Annotated in this window: 11 protein-coding genes; 2 read left to right on the forward strand and 9 right to left on the reverse strand. The window is 33.9% G+C overall.

The window, feature by feature from the left end; genetic code table 11:
- Positions 1-299: 299 nt before the first annotated feature.
- Complete coding sequence (locus SCB73_RS18410; RefSeq protein ID WP_320567644.1) at positions 300-4,349, forward strand: hybrid sensor histidine kinase/response regulator transcription factor; 4,050 nt, start codon at positions 300-302, stop codon at positions 4,347-4,349.
- Between the two features lie 16 nt (positions 4,350-4,365).
- Here SCB73_RS18410 and SCB73_RS18415 read toward each other — a convergent pair whose 3' ends face one another.
- From SCB73_RS18415 to SCB73_RS18425, 3 genes are all read right to left on the reverse strand, one after another.
- A complete protein-coding gene (locus SCB73_RS18415; RefSeq protein ID WP_320567645.1) occupies positions 4,366-4,746 on the reverse strand; it encodes a hypothetical protein in 381 nt (126 codons plus the stop codon).
- A gap of 195 nt (positions 4,747-4,941) precedes the next feature.
- On the reverse strand, positions 4,942-5,463 hold the full coding sequence (locus SCB73_RS18420) for an NAD(P)-binding domain-containing protein (RefSeq protein WP_320567646.1): 522 nt from the start codon (positions 5,461-5,463) through the stop codon (positions 4,942-4,944).
- Positions 5,464-5,776: 313 nt separating this feature from the next.
- Positions 5,777-6,571 (reverse strand): hypothetical protein, encoded by a 795-nt coding sequence (locus tag SCB73_RS18425; protein WP_320567647.1) that lies wholly within the window; start codon positions 6,569-6,571, stop codon positions 5,777-5,779.
- 744 nt (positions 6,572-7,315) lie between these two features.
- Here SCB73_RS18425 and SCB73_RS18430 point away from each other — a divergent pair.
- A complete protein-coding gene (locus tag SCB73_RS18430; RefSeq protein WP_320567648.1) occupies positions 7,316-9,769 on the forward strand; it encodes a glycoside hydrolase family 9 protein in 2,454 nt (817 codons plus the stop codon).
- A 96-nt stretch (positions 9,770-9,865) separates the two neighbouring features.
- Here SCB73_RS18430 and SCB73_RS18435 read toward each other — a convergent pair whose 3' ends face one another.
- The 6 genes from SCB73_RS18435 to SCB73_RS18460 form a co-directional block, all read right to left on the reverse strand.
- Positions 9,866-11,032: an alpha/beta hydrolase-fold protein gene (locus tag SCB73_RS18435; RefSeq protein WP_320567649.1), complete on the reverse strand. Its 1,167-nt coding sequence runs from the start codon at positions 11,030-11,032 to the stop codon at positions 9,866-9,868.
- Positions 11,033-11,175: 143 nt separating this feature from the next.
- Entirely contained in the window at positions 11,176-13,755 is a 2,580-nt protein-coding gene (locus SCB73_RS18440) for a glycoside hydrolase family 9 protein (RefSeq protein ID WP_320567650.1), read from the reverse strand.
- 86 nt (positions 13,756-13,841) lie between these two features.
- The gene (locus SCB73_RS18445) at positions 13,842-14,963 is read right to left on the reverse strand and encodes an alpha/beta hydrolase-fold protein (RefSeq protein ID WP_320567651.1); all 1,122 of its coding nucleotides are present in this window, start codon (positions 14,961-14,963) and stop codon (positions 13,842-13,844) included.
- Positions 14,964-14,988: 25 nt separating this feature from the next.
- The gene (locus SCB73_RS18450; RefSeq protein WP_320567652.1) at positions 14,989-16,287 is read right to left on the reverse strand and encodes a glycosyl hydrolase family 8; all 1,299 of its coding nucleotides are present in this window, start codon (positions 16,285-16,287) and stop codon (positions 14,989-14,991) included.
- A gap of 11 nt (positions 16,288-16,298) precedes the next feature.
- Positions 16,299-17,858: a glycoside hydrolase family 43 protein gene (locus SCB73_RS18455; RefSeq protein ID WP_320567653.1), complete on the reverse strand. Its 1,560-nt coding sequence runs from the start codon at positions 17,856-17,858 to the stop codon at positions 16,299-16,301.
- Between the two features lie 23 nt (positions 17,859-17,881).
- On the reverse strand, positions 17,882-18,844 hold the full coding sequence (locus SCB73_RS18460; protein ID WP_320567654.1) for a glycoside hydrolase family 43 protein: 963 nt from the start codon (positions 18,842-18,844) through the stop codon (positions 17,882-17,884).
- Positions 18,845-18,857: the final 13 nt, after the last annotated feature.

Here is an 18,857-nt window from a genome sequence, read left to right on the forward strand (position 1 = left end):
AGATCATTTTCTAAGATAATTTAATATCTAAAATCGGTAAAATAAAATACATTTTTATATAGACGAAAAAACTTATGCTTTAAAAAGTTAAAACATTACACATTTGCAAGTCAATACTCGGAACAATTAATTTTATTTAAGTTTAAAGCATTATTATTTTCAGACTAATAAAATTTCTATTAATTTTGAGAAATATCTGTAAGCATTCTTTCCCCCTCTTTTTACATTTTTCGATTTTAAAATTTAGTTATTTTGACGGCTTTAAAAGTCGCTTAATTTTGTAAACCTTAAACTTTTTTATGATTTTAAAAAATCAAAATTTTAGAATTCTTTTTTGGGGGATTTGCGTCTGGAGCTTGCTTTTTTCATATTCTAAAAGCTTTGCTCAAAACAATTCGATATCATTTAACCATTTAGATGTAACGAATGGCCTTTCAAACAATAGTGTTTTATCAATCAGCCAGGATTCTACTGGTTTCATCTGGTTGGGGACGAAATATGGCTTAAACCGTTTTGACGGTCGTACATTTAAAATTTTTAAAAATGATCCTGAAGACAAAAACACTATCTCCTCAAATGATTTTATAAAGAAACTGGCATTCGCTTCAAATAAAAAAATGTGGGTGGTAACCAGCGGATTGGACTTATACCATTCTAAAGACAATTCTTTTGTAACGGTTCTCCCGCAAACTGAAGGTCTTTTAAAAGTGCTGCAGGATTCGAAAGGCAATTTATGGATAGGCTCATTAACACAGCTTAAATTTAAAGGAGCCAACAGCAACAAAATACTCCCTATTAAAATAGCAAAAGAAAATTTGCAGGTGTCTGAACTTTTTGAAGATAATGCGCATCATATCTGGGTGGGAACATCTGATGGATTGTATGAAATGTTTTTTGCCAATAAAAAACTAGTAGTAAAAAGACATTTCAGTTCCCAATTCAAAAACAGTGAGAATGTAGATTTGATTACAAGTATTGTACAAGACCAAAATTTAAGATATTGGATAGGAACAAGAAAAAGCGGACTTTATCTTTTTGATAAAAAGACAATGAAGCTGAGTCATTTTGTAAAAAACAGTAATGATAAAAATTCATTGGTAAATAATAATGTCCGCAAAATTTTGCTACATAAAAACGGTTCACTTTGGATTGGTACTCAAGACGGATTATCCATTTTAAACCCCTATACACAACAATTTATCAATTACCAGCATGATCCTGCTAAACCAAACAGTTTAAGCCAAAACTCAATTTATGATATTTTTCAGGATAAGAATGGATCTGTCTGGATAGGAACTTATTTTGGAGGTGTCAACGTAGTTTATTCCGTGAATACTCCTTTTGTTGTCTATCAAAATAACAGCAATAAAAATAGTATCAGCAGCAATATAATAAGTTCAATCGTTGAAGACAGCAGGCATAATTTATGGATTGGCACAGAAGCCGGAGGCCTAAATTATTTTAATAGGGAAACTCAACAGTTTAGCAATTATAAAAACAATATTAATGATAAAAACAGCTTAAGTTCTAATTTGGTTAAAGCTATTGCCATAGATAAAAACCAAAACATTTGGATAGGAACCGGTTTAGGCGGTTTAGATCTTTTTAATTCCAAAACTGCTAATTTTACCGTTTTTAAACGAAATGCAACCAACCGCAACAGTATTGCTTCAGACAACATTAACTGCTTGATTGTCAACAGCGAAAACAAATTATTTATTGGCACTGACTCTGGCTTGAATATTTGTGATATTGAAAGCAAAAAATTCAGTTTTTTCCCTACCACTGGAAAAACATTTATAGAAAAATCAATCAGTGCATTATTTGAAGATAAAAAAGGTACAATTTGGATAGGAACTCCACTTGGAATTTATAATTACCAAGGATCAAAATTATTGCGCAGAAATTTTAAAGACAGCTCAAATAAAATATTTAAGTATAATATAAATTGTTTTCTGGAAGACAGCCATGGATTCATGTGGGTAGGAACTTATCATAACGGATTGGCGTTATTAGACTTAAAAAACAACAGTTACAAAATTTTTAATACTGATAACGGTTTGCCTAGTGACAATATATTAGCTATTACTGAAGATAATGATTCCAACCTATGGATTGGTACTGATAATGGTTTGGTGAAATACAATCGCCGATTTAATACTTTTAGAACTTTTAATATTCTGGATGGGCTTCCTGACAATCAATTCAATACAAATTCCGTTTTTCGAGACACTCAGGGACAGCTGTTTTTTGGCACTTACAACGGCTTAGTAAGCTTTATTCCTCACAATATTCAAAAAAATGCAATGCCGCCAGATGTGGCATTGTCAAACCTGAAATTGTTCAATAAAAGTGTACAAGTCAATGATGAAAATAATCTTCTGAAAGAGGACCTTAATTATAGCAATTCCTTGACTTTTGATCACGACCAAAACAATTTTACAATCGAGTTTTCGGCATTAAACTTTATAAAAGCCAATAAAAACAAGTATGCATACAGACTGGAAGGTTTTGAGAAAAACTGGAATTATGTCGACATACCTTCTGCAACCTACACTAATCTGCCGGCTGGAGATTATCAGTTTTTAGTTAAATCAGCTAATAATGATGGTAACTGGAATAAGAATATTAAGAAAATCAATATTGAAGTGCTGCCTCCTCTTTGGAAAACCTGGTGGGCCTATGTTTTTTATTTTATTGTTGCTTTTACCATTGTTTATTATATAATGAAATTCCTGAAGGCAAGATCAGAGCTTAAACAGGAATTGCATTTTGAGAAAATGAAACTTGATTTTTTCACAAATGTATCGCATGAAATCAGGACTCCATTGACTCTTATTTTAGGACCAATCGAAAAATTGGAAAAACTAACTGCTGAGAATACTCCGGCAAAAAAATATGCAATCAGCATTAAAAACAATACGGAAAGATTGTATCGCTTAGTAAATGAATTATTAGATTTCAGGAAAGCAGATTCAGGTAATATGCGTCTTTACTTTTTTGAAGAAGACCTTGTTAAAACCTTAAAGGAGATTTTTGACAGCTTTCAGACACTCGCCGAAGCAAAAAATATTCAGTACACTTTTAAAAGCAGTAATCCTGAAATTTTGGTTTATTTTGATAAAGATCAAATGGAGAAAGTATTTTTTAATTTATTATCAAATGCCTTTAAGTTTACTCCAAACGGTGGTATTATCAACCTAAAAATAACATTAAAAAAACATAATGTAAAAATTACGGTTAGTGATAATGGCAAAGGTATTTCCATCAATAATCTGGACGATATTTTTACTAACTTCTATCAGGCAGATCAAAGTATGGGAACAGGAATTGGCCTTGCGCTCACCAAGAGTCTTATCGAACTTCATAAGGGAAAAATAAGTGTAAAAAGCAAGCCAGCATTAGAAGACAGAGCAGGAAAAACAACTTTTTCAGTACTATTGCAATTGGGCAAAAATCATTTAAGCGAAAATGATATTTCGCCAATGCCTAAAATTGGGAACAACATTGTTCAGGAAATTGAAGATAGTGCATTTGAAAGTTTTATTGAGAATCCGACTGAGGAAAACAAAAACAAAAGTGCGACTATATTGATTGTCGAAGATAACGATGAAGTTCGCGATTTTATCAAACAATCTTTAGAAACGCATTATCATGTTTATGAAAGCGAAAACGGGCTCGAAGGCTGGAAAACTGCAATTCAGATTATTCCGGATTTAATTATCAGCGATGTTATGATGCCAGTTATGGATGGTTTGGAGCTCTGCAGAAAAATTAAAACAGATGTTCGTACATCACATATTCCTGTCATTATGCTTACTGCAAAATCAGCACCAATTCATCAAATCGAAGGCTTGAAACATGGTGCAGATGCTTATGTTACAAAACCTTTCAGCGATCAGATGCTCCAGTTGAATATTCAAAATCTGCTTTCTTTAAAATCTGCTTTGCAAAAAAAATACAGTGAACAAATTTTAAAATTGCCGATTATAACCAATACAGAATCATCACAGGATGAGATTTTCCTTCAAAAGCTGCAGCAAATTATTGAAGACAACATTGGCAATACAAATTTGGATTTAGGATTTATAACCACCGAAATTGGTATCAGCAAGTCTGTATTGTATAAAAAATTTAGTGCGCTTACGAATCTGTCTTTAAACGAATTCATTAAGAATCAGCGTTTAAAACATGCCGTTGAATTATTTCAAAAAGGTGAAACTTCGACATTAACAGTTGCTTTACAGGTTGGTTTTAATGACGCAAAGTATTTTAGCCGTGAATTCAAAAAAGTGTATGGCATTACCCCTAGCGAATACATCAAAAATAAAGGACAGACATTAATATAGGTCGTCAACTCAGGACTTAAAATTGTATCTCAGCTTTTATTAAATGAGATGATGAAGGCGGCTTTAAATAATGAACCGCAATAATTTTAAGTGATAAGATTTTATTTTTGCTTAGTTTTCTTAATTGATTGGCATCAATTTTCCATTCAATCCATCCTGATTTTTGACCTTTAAGAGTTGACAATAAAATACCTGAAGCTGAATTATCTTTATAGTTCATCTTGTTTTTTTTATCATCGGGCAAAAAGTAAATTTTCCATAATATGTCTTTTGGTTTGATAACAGTTTCAGGAACTTCCATTCGTAAAACAATATGATCAAAACTATTTATTTCATTTAAATTAAATTTTAGAAAAATCTCTTTGTAAAAATCGTTAATGCTTTCTTTTTTTTTCACTGTCAAACTTTTTTAATATTTAAGCTGTAAATGCAGAACATTTTATTTGAATTAAAATGATTAAGGCAAATTTATTTTAGTTGCTAAACATCATGGTGGATTATACTACTTATTAAGGTGAAAATCTTCCTTATTTGAATAATGGCATATTTTACTTGATCATATCGATTGTATATTTTAATACTTATTTTATCTCTATACATCAAAATCGACTGACTCAAAATCTAAGGTTTTAAAAAAAGATTTTACTCTGCTTTTGGCAATTATATTATCTCCTGAATAAAATATTTTATCTCCAACATAGTTTTGTTTCTTCTGTAAACAAACACTTGGCTCTATAATATTATACGTTTTTATTATGTTGGCCTCGGGCAACTGTAAAATAAGTATTTCACTTGATGATTTTCCCAATGCAAATTTTGGAAATTCCTTGCCTATTATACCATTATTAGTGTGTATTAAAATTTTTCCTGACATGTCAGGCAAATCAGATATAAAGTTTTTAAGATCATCTAATGGAACAAACAGTATAATAATTCCAGCTTTCAAAACTCGCTCTTTGCTCACTAATTTTACTTTATTTCCCATTCTCATTACAGATTCTTTTATAATATTATTGTTACGTACATGGCTAATCAATACTTCATGTCCTGCTTTAGCTGCTCTATCAGCCAGTTTCATTGTGACGCTGGATACTCCTATAATTCCTATCTTCAAATCTTTTATTTTTTAACATTAATTCTTTTTAAATATTAAAATATTTAAACTGTTAATACATTCAGAATAGAGGTAAGATATGAGGTGGAGGACAAGGCATAATTTCGATACTGACCATTCAAATTCAAAATGTAATTAACGGCAAATTTATCTTGGTCAACAAACATCATGGCAGAGGATAATCCTTATTAAAGTGAAAATCTTCCTTATTTTGAAAAATTATATCTTTTACTAAATCTGGAGGTATTGGTTAATTTACCACAAAAAGTTGGGTGCCAATTATACTTACATAATAAATTGGATACTATTATTTTTATTGCAAATCGGTAAAGTCCTGAAATACTATTAGCCAAATTACAGGCCAGCAGAGTGCATTTACAAATCCCATTAACGATACCAAAACAGTTATGAGTGGTAATTCTGGAATTCCTGGCAATATAATCATTGTTGACGGCGAGATGAATAATATGGTTACAATCAAAAGGATTCCAAGTAAACAAGATAATTTTAAAAAACCGGTAAGAGATGTATATTTCGGAATTAAGGCGATTCCTAAAATACACCCTACAGCCATTGCTGTCATTGTACACAAAATCAGTTCCTGATAAAAATCGATATCATCACCATATGTTCCAATTCTTTTCACAAAGATTTTACTCAGATTTCCAGCCAAAACTTTGAAAACAAAATAAAATATCAAAACAATTAAACTTAAAACAAATTGCGTTTTTTTAAACATTTCTTTAAGTTTTTTAAAAAATCCTGAATGTGTATCTCTTTGCTCTTCTTCAAAATTTATTTCAGGAAGAAGTAAAAACTTCACTACAATTGCTAGAGCAAATAGAATCAGCACAATAGAAATAATTGAAATATAAGTAACTTCGTTTTGTATCAGTAGAAAATCCTTAGATGTTGTTTTGATTGCAGCGTTTTGGAGAGCAATTTTATTACTACGATAATCCGAATTGTTCTGAGCATATATATTATAATAACCAATAAGAAGCAATATGTGGCAGATATTTAGAATAGAAAATTTATTGCATTTACGCAGATTATAATTAAACCAGAAACTTATATTGTAAAATAAAACTGAATACCTCTTTTTCATACAACTTTTTTTGTTAAGAAATCTTGATTGATATATCAAAATTATCCTATAGTATTGAAAGTAAGAGGTGTAATATTCCCTATTTAGATAAAAATCTTCCTAATATTAATAACTGATTAGAGTTGTTAGAATATGAGGAGATTTCTAAAATACCAATACCAAAAAGGCTCTTTATACACTAAATAGATATCTAATCTAAAATTGATTATCAAAGGTCGTTTAACTCCTTAATGCTATAATACACTAATTATTAATCCAATTTTTTATAACTTTGCCGCAACCACGGGATTAATGTGCTCTTTAAAAAATATTTTTACAAATTAACAAAACAATAATCTGTCTGAAATTTTCAAAGGTTTGTTTGTTGTTATTTTGCGTTATTTTGCTCAGATTTTGTACCTCTATTGTACCTCAAGATCTGTTAACCCCAGCAAAGACTGGACTACTAATTTCTGCATCGGGAAATAGGGCGACAAAATAACGCAAAACAAAATGAGAAACGATTTAGAATATTAGGACAATATTTTAAATCGTTTTTTTTCTTTGCCACTTCTATTCTTATCCTATAGAATTTTAAAAATCTTTATTAGTAAAAACAACTTTGAATGACTAAAAATAGCATCAATTATACTATATTACGCTTCAAATTTGATATTCTGATTGTTAGCGAAAAACTACATTTATAAACTTACGTTCTTACTAGGCATTAGTTAATAAATATTAATCGCAATAATCTATAAAATAATGAAAAACAAAACTCTTGTTGTTTTTGTATTACTAACTGTAATGCTTCAAATAAAAATAGAGGCACAAAATTTAAAACTCCACCCTAAAGGTTATTTTTCTACTCGTGGTCTAGACGTCACTGTTTTTGATGATATTTATCCTGATGGCCATCAAACAGGAGTTACAATGATTCAGCATGGTGAACGCGTTATGGCAAATGGAGATTTGCGTTTAGAAATCTCGCCAGGACAATGGTCGCCTGTACCGAAAGAGGTTGAAAAAAAGATAGATTCAGGTTCTAATACCATTTCTCAGACTTTATGTTATCCTGATGAATCTAAAAACCGCATTGGTTTTAACCCAATAGATTACCCGGATTTGAAATTAAAATATAAAGTAAATGTAACGCCAACCGACGGAAATAATTTTCGAATTACGGTCGATTTAGAAAATGACATAGATATAATATGGCTGAAAAAAATTGGTTTTAATATTGAATTATTTCCAGGCGATTTGTTTGGAAAGTCTTATATCTGTGATGGAAATTTCGGCATTTTTACTCCTTCTCCTTACGGACCTCTTCAATCACAAATTGATGGACAAAACCTCGGAACTCCACTTTGTAAAGGAAAAAAAATTACAATTGCTCCCGAAAGCGATTTGTCGAGAGTAACGATTCAGTCAAATTTAGAAGATATTGCTTTATGGGATGGAAGAATCAATCATAATAACGGCTGGTTTATTGTCCGCGCGCCTATTTCTGCAACTTCTGGAAAAAGGATTGTTGATATTGTTGTTTCTCCAAATGTTATTCCGAATTGGACTTACAAACCGGTTGTTCAGGTTTCGCAAATTGGCTATTATCCAAAACAATCTAAAATCGCAATTCTGGAAACGGATCCAAATGATACAGAAACATCAGAAGTAATTTTGATCAAACATGACGAGTTTGGCAAGAAAAACATCAAAACCATAAAACCTAAAAAATGGGGCGACTTTTTAAGATACAATTATTACCAAATAGATTTTTCTGAAGTAAATGAAGAAGGAATGTACACATTGAGCTATAGAGGAAATGAAACTTCGCCTTTTCAAATAAGCAAAAAACTTTATGACCGAGATGTTTGGCAACCTATTTTGGAATATTTTTTACCGGTACAAATGTGCCACATGAGAGTGAATGAAAAATACCGAATTTGGCATAACTTCTGTCATTTAGATGATGCTCAAATGGCACCAACGAATCTGAATCATTTTGACGGATATGTCCAAGGACCTTCGACACTTACAAAATATAAATCGAACGAAGTTGTTCCGAATTTAAATCAAGGCGGATGGCATGATGCTGGAGATGATGACCTGAGAGTCGAATCTCAAATTGGAACAGTTTGGAATCTGGCACTTATGCTAGAAGAATTTAATATCGAATCTTATGATGCAACGAGTATTGATAATGATAAAAAGATAGTTGAAATTCATCAGCCTGACGGCAAATCAGATGCTTTGCAACAAATGGAACATGGACTAGCATCTATTTTAGCAGGATATCGTTCTATGGGGCGTTTGTATCGCGGAATCATTACAAACAATTTAAAACAATACGTACTCCTTGGAGATTTTGGCGGAGTGACTGACAATAAATGGACCGTAAACCCAAGCGCTAAAGATGATGATAGATGGGTTTTCACCGAAGACAATCCTGATCGGGAATTGTATGTTGCTGGCGGACTTGCCGCTTCTTACCGGGTTTTAAAAGCTACAAATCCCAAATTGGCTACTGAATGTTTGGAAACTGCAAAAGCGCTTTATAATACTTCCTTTCAAAAATCAAAAAGAGCAGAAAGCAAAATAACTGCTCTTGTTGAATTAACATTAGCAACCAATGAACCGACTTATGTCAATCAAATTGTTTCTTTAAATGGAGAGGTGTTAAAAAATTTCGAAAATTTAGGATGGAGAGTTGGGCGAATAAAACATCTCATTAAAGACAAATCATTTCTTGAAAAGTTGAATGCTGAAGCCCAGAAATGGAGCGCGAAAACCAAAAACAATTCGCTTACAGATTCTCCTTTTGGAGTTCCTTATAAACCCAATATTTGGGGAGCTGGCTGGACTTTACAGGATTTTGGTGTACAGCAATACTATTTCTCAGAATCATGGCCAGAGTTTGCAAACTATGAAGTGTACAGCAATGCTTTGAATTTTATACTTGGAGTTCATCCCGGCAATAATACAGCCTCTTTTGCATCGGGAATTGGATCTAATTCAGTATTGGTAGCTTATGGGATGAATCGTGCCGATTGGTCCTATATTCCTGGCGGAGTAACTTCGGGCACGGCACTTATTCGACCAAACTTACCTGAACTTAAAAAATGGCCCTACTTTTGGCAGCAAACAGAATATGTTATGGGTGGCGGATCAACCGATTTTATGTTTTTAGTATTGGCTGTCCAAAAACATTTTGGAAAATAAATAATGATTAAATAAAAAAGATAAAGTATAGAAAATGTTTTCTATACTTTATCTTTATAGTTCCGAATGGTCTTTAATCTCGCCTATTCAGAAAGTTTATTTAAACAGCTTAGAAGCGAACTGATATAAACATCTCCTCCATGTAAGCCATTCATGCGCAGTTTCTGGAGATTCGTAGTAATCATATTTAATGCCTTGTTTTTCCAACATCGTTCGAAATGCTCCTATTGATTTAGGAAAAGGAGCTGGTTCTTTTGTACCTAAACCTAACCAAAAGAGTTTGATTTTTTTATTTAATGCACTTCCGTCTTTATATTTTCCATCTAAAAAAGTAGAAGCATCAAGAGGATCTATACTCGGATAATTTGCTGTACCGCTAAAGCCTCCATAATAAGAAAAAGTGTCGAGATGATTCATCATAATTCTCATCGTTTGATTCGCTCCCATCGAAAGACCTGCTATAGCTCTATTTTCACGATTGGCAATCGTTCGAAACTTAGCATCAATCATTGGGATAACTTCGGATATTAATACTTCTTCAAAAATAGATTCCGGACGCTCTTTCTTATCTTTCAGTCCATTACTTTGAGGCTTATAAGCGTAGCCATTATCCATTACTATAATCATTGGCTTTGCCTGTTTTGAAGCAATTAAATTATCTAAAATTAAATTGGCTTTGCCTTGAGAAGACCAGCCCGTTTCATCTTCGAAACTTCCGTGTTGTAAATAAAGTACCGGATAACGTGTTTTGGTATTTTCATTGTAACCTGCCGGCGTGTAGATAAAACAGCGTCTAAAAGAATTTGTCAGTTTTGAAAAATAAATATTTTCGCTGACAAGACCATGAGACACATTTTTCAAGTCGAAAAACTCCTGATCTCTTGATGGAATTTCGATTCCGCTTCCCCATCTTCCTGCACCATAGAAATACAAACTTCCCGGATCTGGTACCGAAGCGCCATCAATATTTAACTGGTAATAATGAAATCCTTCATCCTGCGGATTCGATTCTCCTGTCCAAACTCCATTGGCATCTTTTTGCATATCATATTTTACACCGCCAATGTCGAGTTGTACCTTATTTGCATCAGGCGCAGAAATACTGGCGCGGACACGTCTTTGCGAATTCACCTCTGGAAATTGTTTTCCGGCTTGGTTCATTGATGAAGGCTTAAAATCCTCAATTATTTGTGTTTCCTGACTCCAACCAGATTGAAAACACAAGCTTAAAATTATACTGGCAATATTTAAAAATCGTTTCATATTTATATTTGTTTACGTTGAGGTTAATTTTACCGCAAAGCACGCAAAGTTTTTTTGTCATTGTGTTTACGTTGTCTTTTAAGTTCGCTAAGCTTTGTCAATAGAACTTTGCGCACCTTGCGGTTAAATTTTAAGCCTGTTTACTATTTTTCATTTGCCAACTCATTTACAGCATTTGCAAGAAAAACGTACCAGGCACCGCCATCGATAATACATTCATTTTCACCCCAAAAAAACGGCCAGTCATCTTTATTTTCTAAATAATCAGGTTTAAGAAAAATAAGTCCGGGAACTACTCCGCCGGCAATCGTAGTAAAATCGGCACGGTTGTTTCCGTAAGCTACTTTTTTGGATTTGTTTCCAACAGCGTTTACAAAAGATAAATTAGAATAAGGATGACATCCAAAAATATAGTTCAATCCTTGATAAACAGCTTCTTTATCTATAACATCAGGATAGAATTTATGAATGTAATAGTTTGTGCTTGCCCAATTAATAACCTGAGAAGTGCCACCCCAGCCTCTCTTAACCAGCGGAACTCCATAAGGATTATCAGCATTCTCTTTATTTGTTTTTTCTTTATACTTGATAACATAGCTTCGTAATTTTACCTTGTAGTTATCATCCATAGCAGGCACAGCCAAGAGCGCAGAATTAATATTGAATTCTAAATTTTCATCCAATAATTTCCAAATTCTATCTAGAAACCCTTTTTTATAATTCTGGTCTTTTGTGCTTAAATAAAGCTGTAATATTGCGATCATGTCGCTTCCTTTGCCCCATCTTGCTATTGGACTATTATCTGGTTTTGCCTTTTTTTCTATTTCAGTTGCTTCGTTTGTCAATTTCAGTGCAAGAGATAAACATTTAGCCGAAAGTTCATCATTGTAGCCTTTTAAAGCTCTGCTTGCCGAAGCTAATGCACCCGCTGTTCTGTAATCCAAAAACGAAGAGCGATTGGTAAATGCCCATCTATCATCCATCGTACCACTCGAAACTCCATTAGATTCATACGGTTTAAGAGAAGCATTATAAGGCAAATTATCCGTTTCTGTAGAAGCGTCTCCCAAATGATGATACTGATGCAAATTAGGTACAACAATTCCTCTTACCGGATGGCCAATATTTTCAACCTGTGCTACAAGATTTAAAACACCGTGCTCAATTTGTTGTAATAAATCGGGTTGGCCATCTGGACGGTGAATGTCTACAAACTGCGTTTTTTGGTCAATATAAGTTTCATCTCTTTTTACTTTAAATTCTTCCCAAGATTCTACAAAACTGTTGATTACGCTGACATGAGAAAAAGTTTGTATATCAAAATCCCCAGCGTCAAACCAGCCTCCAACAGACATTCCCGGAATACGTTCTAAAGGTTTATATTTTGTTTCTGTAGTAGGACCTTGTTTATAGCCGTCAAAATGCTCGTGATTTAATGGTGCCTGAAGACAATCATCTAAAAATGGTTTTCCGTGCCAAACTCTGTAAGCCTCATTCACTTCCATATGATCCATTTGCACCGGAAACCAGACATCCATTGTAGGATGCCATACATTTGAATAAACATTGTCCTCTATTTGAAAAGTGTTTGTTTTTTGATTGCCATATTGAATGTAATAAAGTCCTTTTTCCTTAATAGAACTAAAATCAAACTGAGCATAAGTATATCGTAAATAATTTCCCCAAACTTTGACATCGCCTTTCAGTTTTTCTACAAATTTTCCATCATCATTAAGTTTATAGATTGATGCTGTAGCTAATGCTTTATCATTTTGATCAAGTTCAATTACCGCCACTTTATTTTGTCCAGGCATGTATCCAACTTGCGAAAATCCAATTACGGGTTCTCTTGTCCAGTTAGGAATTGCGTTAGGTTCTACATACCATGTCAGCACTTTTCCTGTTTTATTTGAAGGAAGCATGCTTCGCGCAATAAACCAGCCATTTTGGCCAAGATTTCTTCCATCAAAAAGCATTACATCTTGATCTTTCGACTGGATTTTTACGGTGCGCTCTAGATTTTCGGGCGCAAAGATGAAATTCTTCCCTGAATCTAAAGGAAGAGTGGATATAAATTCCTTTTTTCCGCGATCGTCAAATGTAGTATGTCCGGCAAACTGTGGTATTTTTTGAGATAAAGGCTTTATTTCAGTATTTCCAGAAGGATATCGCGGAAACGTTCCTGCCTTTCCATCAACAACATAATTACTTTCGAAATAAGATGTTGGCAAAAATTCCATATTAAATCCTGCTCTTCCTTCCAATTGCTTCGGAACTGGCTTATCTAGAAAAACATTGATCAAGAATCCGTTTCCTTTTGATGTTACTATTATTTTGGAATCAAAATCAAATTCTTCATATCGAAGTGTAACTTCAATGGTATTGTTTACTTTATCTACTTTTCGGCTTGTCATTTTCGGAATTAAATCCCATTGTTCTGGCGTGTTTTGAAGTCTGATAGCTCCACCAGTTACGGTTCTTACACCATGATGAATAAACTCTATACCGGCCGTTTTTTCGTCAAAGAACATTCCGTTATATTCATTACTAAAAACCAAAACATTTAATCCTCTGGTTTCAAAATATTCCTTTTCGTTTATTTTCAATTTTTGGGAAAATGAAATAGTTGACCAACTAAACAAACAAAGAAATAGGAATACTTCTTTCCATTTTTTATTCTGAAAGTTCAAAAGAACTGTTGAAATGCTATTAAGTTTAGACATAATTTAGATTTTATTCTATTAACCCAAACAATTACTTTGTCGTAAAATATTCAGATCAATGGATTGAATTAGTACTGTTGAAAAATCTACTTAAATAAAAGAGGCGCTAGCTCTTTGAAACTGCGACGCCAAGTCAAAAATTCGTGAGCTGTATTTTCAGAGATATAAGAAACCGCATTATATCCGGCATCTTTCATTGCTTTTATTGAAGTTTCTACTGCTTCAGGTCTTTCTTTGCTTCCACAACTTACAAAGACAAGTTTTACTTTAGATTTATCCTTAATTTCTTCAGGTTTATAAATCCCGCCACTAAGAAGAGCATAATGAGAGAAAACTTCTGGTTTATTAAGCGTGATGGTGTGCGTCTCCATCCCTCCCATCGACAAACCAGCCATGGCACGATTGGCTTGATTAGCAAGCGTACGGAAATTTGAGTCGATATACGGAATTAATTCGTCAACAAGAACAGTTTGAAATGGTTCAATCTTGAAACTTGCCAGACCTCCAAATTTGATTTCATTTGTCATTCCGTAAGTCATTACAATAAGAAATGGTTTTATTTTTCCTTCTGCAATCAAGTTATCCATTATTAAATTGACACGTCCCTGATTGCTCCATGCCGTTTCATCTTCTCCCCAACCATGCTGTAAATACAAAACCGGATATTGCTTCGTTTTATCTTTATGATAACCTGGTGGTGTATACACAAATGCTCTGCGTGAAGTGTTGGTACTTTTAGAAGGAAAAAGAATTTGCTGCACATTTCCGTGTGGCACACTTTTCAATGCATAAAAATCCTGATCATGAGCTGGTATTTCAATCCCACTTTCCCATCTGGTAGAACCGTAAAAGTTGAGCGCTCCCGGATCGTTAAAAATTCCGCCATCAATCGTAACATGATAATAATGAAATCCTTCATCCATTGCTCCTGCAGTAGTTCCTCTCCAGTAGCCATCTTCCTCTTTAACGAGTGCAGTTCCTCCTTTTGCTCCGCCTAAACCAAGACTTACCACAACCGACTTAGCTTCGGGAGCTAAAATTTGAAATCGCGCGTAACCCTGAGAATTAACTTTAGGATATTCCTGCCCTGGCTGGTTAACCGTGGAAGGCTTAAAATCTTCGATAATTGAAGTCTGACTTGCTTGTGAAAAACCAGTACTGGCTGACAAAATAAATGCCCATAACATCACAATTGTATACTGTTTCATAGTATTATTTTTTAAGTTTAAAAAATTAATTAACTGATGGAGTTATAATTTTATAATTTCCGCTTAGATGCATTAAACTAAAGAGGTACATCAATCCATCATAATACGGATCAAAATAGCCATCTTCATAAGGTTCGAGTTTGGCATTCCAAAGTGCATGAACAAAATCGATACTTTTTTTATCTTTATTTACTAATGATGCTGTAGCCGAAGTTGCTACCAATCCGATGGAGTGTCTGAGTTTTTTGACCGGTCCAGCTTGCAGAATAAAATCAGGTTTAGAGCCATCCAGATTGAATTGATCTTCAAATGTTTCTAATCCTTTTGATCTAAGGAAATTTTGAAATTTAGAAGCATATTCTTCCTGCCATTTTTTATCTTTTCCGTACCAAGTATAATCCATTGCAATATTCATAGGAACGCGCCAGGAATCATATCTAAATCCGGGTGGCATCCAAGGTGTAGGATGAGGTTCGCCTGTAAATTCGGCATAATCAGAGTTTAATCCTGTTACCGGATGCGTTGCTTTATGCAAAAATTCACGAGAAACAGCAGCGCATTCTTTATAAAACTGCTCGTGACCGTCTTTCGCATACAATGCCCATATTTCGTAAAAAGCCGGAACATGATAAGAAGGGTCTGTCCAATTGTAACCGCCACCTTCGGGCACGAATGAAATTTGTTTATGTTCGGTATTGATAATATTGTGAATGTTGCCAGTGCCATCTTTTTTCCACATATTATCCAATATTTTTCTAGCTTCTTTGTAATAATCTATTCCTGTAGTATTGCCCCATTTGTTAGAAGCAAAAAGCAAACTTGTTACAAAATACAATTCACCATCTGAAGCTGATCCAGCCGAATTTTGTTTTTTGGTTTCAGGATTTACACTCCATGCAAAATAGCCTTCTCTTGCCCCCTCTTGATGTTGCATGTATTTTACAGACCATCTCCAAATTCGGTCAAAAACCTCTTTTTTATTAAGCTGAACCGCAACCATCATTCCGTACGACATTCCCTCGGTACGCGCATCTTTGTTTTTAACATCCGATACATATCCTAAAGAATCACCTTCTTCAAAATAAACTTTGTTTGGTCCTTCAAAAACATCATAATAGGCTTTTGCTAATTTTTTATCAATATCACTTTGACTGTATCCTGCCTCTTTAAAAAGATTGCGGTATTGAGGTGTTTTCAATTCTGATTTTTCTGCTTTCTTTTTATTCTGACTTATAACCAAAACCGGTAAAATCAATCCCAAAACCAACACTAAATAGTGGAGTTTTACGAGGGATTCGCCTGTAAAATTTTTATTTAATATCATTTTTATCTTTATTAATAATTAATTCGAAACCAGTCAAAATCTACATATCCACCGATATTTTTTGTCGCATAATTGAACAGCCCAAAACGATACCCCATAAAGTGAGGAAGTGTATATTTCATTTTTAAAGTTTCACCAATAGGATTCCAAACTTTTCCATCTAAGCTATAGAAGAAGTCTGCTTCATCTTTTTTATTGGTAAAATCGCATTCAATCTTTAAATAAACCTGATTTTGGCTGAGTGGAATTTGCTTTACTTCAACAGCTTTATCTGAAATAGTATTTTTCATTACAATGAATTTTTGTCCGTTTTCAGCTTTTATTCCAACCAATCCGTACTCTTTTTGCAAAGCGCTCAAGCCGGCGAAATCTCCTTCTTTCATTTTAGAAATATCCAATAAAACAGAAGCTTTGCTCGTTGGTCCAATAGTTCGCTGCGTTAAGGTATTTCTTGCGGAAAGAAAATCATAGTCAATTCTTCCTGTTTTAAGGCGTAGAAATCCTTTTCTTTCTTTCAAAGTCCAAAGTGAATTATCCGGATTATGATTCCATTGCCAAACTAAGGGTAATGTTTCTTGTCCTTTTGTTCGATTGAATTCATCAGAAGCGACCAAATTCGGAATTAAGCCTTTACTTGCAGGCAAGTCTAAAGTTTCTGGAACTTTATTGTTTTCTCCCAAAATTGGCCAGTCGTTTTCCCACTTTACGGGAACTAAATATGGAATTCTGCCAACGGCGCCAAAATCGCGAAAAAGATAGGAAAACCAGCGTCCATCGGGAGTATCGATAAGTCCGCCTTGTGCAACACCTAAATCCTGCAGACCAACTTTTCCTTCCCAAGGACCAGTAATATGATCCGCTTTATGAATAACCACTGTTCGCATTCCGTCTTTTGGCCAGCAGATATTAAACAAATAATATTTGCCCTTAATTTTGAATAATTGTGAGCCTTCAGCGCCAAGCATAATGTTATTTCCAGCAGGCAGACTAGCGTTTTCTATAATAATTTTTTCAGGAACGCCTTTTTTGATTCCAGTCAAATCATCATTCAATTCTACTAATTTGATTTGGCTCGAGCCATAAACTAAATAAGCCTTTCCATCATCATCAAAAAACAAGGAATGATCATGATAAGCTGGTTTAAAAGAAACCCTTTGCCAATTTCCTTTTTCGATATCTTTTGTTTTAAAAATATACGTCTCACCAGTTGTTTGCGCAAAAGTTGTAACATAATAATTCCCGTTGTGAAAACGCAAACTACTTGCCCACGAACCTCTGCCGTACGTACTTTTCTCATCGGTTAAATTTAATTCAGGCATATCTGCCAAAGTATCATAGGCATAATTAATTAGTGTCCAATTAACCAAATCAGTAGATTTCATAATGGGCAAACCCGGACTCATGTGCATGGTAGTACTGCTCATGTAATAATTTTTATCCACTCTGATAATAGAAAGATCGGGCACATCAGAAAAAATTATCGGATTTTGAGCTTTTTTTCCTTGTGCTGAAGCAGCCATCTGAACAATCAAAATGAAGAAGGTAAAAATCAAGCTAATTCTCTTTTTCATAACATAAAAAATTAAAATCCTTTTTACTTGATCGTGCTCACACCTTCAGTTGTTTGTATTATTTTCTGAATTGTTCCATCTTTATTATAGTGCATATAATCTACGCAAATTGAACGTCTGTAGCTTCCACCTGTTGGCAGACTTCCGTTATGATAGAAAAAATAAGATTTGCCTTTAAAGTCAATAATACCCGGATGCGTCGTAAAACTATTTTGTACATTTTCCTGAATAATACCTTGATAATTCCATGGTCCTGTAATGCTTTTAGCTGTGCAGTATTCTATCATTTCTGGTTTGGTTCCTGCACTGGCATATACTAAATAGTAAAGTCCTTTTCTTTTATACACCCAAGGTCCTTCGATATAATTTTTAGGTTTGAAAGTAGTGATCTCCCCATCCAATTCTGTCATGTTCTTTTTAAGTTTGACCCATTTACAGCTTCCATTTCCCCAAAACATATAGGCTTGGCCATCATCATCAACAAATACTGTTGGGTCAATATCGTCCCAAGCGTATTTCATGTCTGTTGTCATTTCATTTATAATTAGCGCTTTGCCAATTGCATCTTTAAAAGGGCCAACAGGACTGTCAGAAACCGCTACGCCAATTGCGGCGCCACCGCCACTTCTATCATCTTTTTTATGGAATGTAGAAACAAACCAATAGAATTTTCCATCTCTTTCAATACATTGAGTGGCGTAAGCATCGCCAGTAGCCCACGAAAATGTGCTAGGTGAAAGCAATGCTCCATGATCTTTCCAGTCTTTCATGTTGGTTGTAGAAAACACATGCCAATCTGCCATTTTATAGTTTGTATCCTGCTCCGTTGCTACATCATGGCCTGTATATAAGTACAATGTGCCTTTATGTACAATTGGAGCTGGATCAGCGGTAAAAATATCTTTGATAATAGGGTTTTGAGCTTTCAATTTAATTACTGACAAACAGCACATTAGTATAAATGCTATTTTAATTTGGTTTTTCATTATTGTGGTTTTT

It is taken from the genome of Flavobacterium sp. KACC 22761 (assembly GCF_034058155.1).
In the GTDB taxonomy this organism is placed as follows: Bacteria; Bacteroidota; Bacteroidia; order Flavobacteriales; family Flavobacteriaceae; genus Flavobacterium.

Bases quoted from the DNA above. Each gene is read 5' to 3' on its own strand.
- SCB73_RS18440 (WP_320567650.1), bottom strand. From the start codon at position 13,755: ATGTCTAAACTTAATAGCATTTCAACAGTTCTTTTGAACTTTCAGAAT.
- SCB73_RS18430 (WP_320567648.1), top strand. From the start codon at position 7,316: ATGAAAAACAAAACTCTTGTTGTTTTTGTATTACTAACTGTAATGCTT.
- SCB73_RS18410 (WP_320567644.1), top strand. From the start codon at position 300: ATGATTTTAAAAAATCAAAATTTTAGAATTCTTTTTTGGGGGATTTGC.
- SCB73_RS18460 (WP_320567654.1), bottom strand. From the start codon at position 18,844: ATGAAAAACCAAATTAAAATAGCATTTATACTAATGTGCTGTTTGTCA.
- SCB73_RS18435 (WP_320567649.1), bottom strand. From the start codon at position 11,032: ATGAAACGATTTTTAAATATTGCCAGTATAATTTTAAGCTTGTGTTTT.
- SCB73_RS18445 (WP_320567651.1), bottom strand. From the start codon at position 14,963: ATGAAACAGTATACAATTGTGATGTTATGGGCATTTATTTTGTCAGCC.
- SCB73_RS18425 (WP_320567647.1), bottom strand. From the start codon at position 6,571: ATGAAAAAGAGGTATTCAGTTTTATTTTACAATATAAGTTTCTGGTTT.
- SCB73_RS18455 (WP_320567653.1), bottom strand. From the start codon at position 17,858: ATGAAAAAGAGAATTAGCTTGATTTTTACCTTCTTCATTTTGATTGTT.
- SCB73_RS18450 (WP_320567652.1), bottom strand. From the start codon at position 16,287: ATGATATTAAATAAAAATTTTACAGGCGAATCCCTCGTAAAACTCCAC.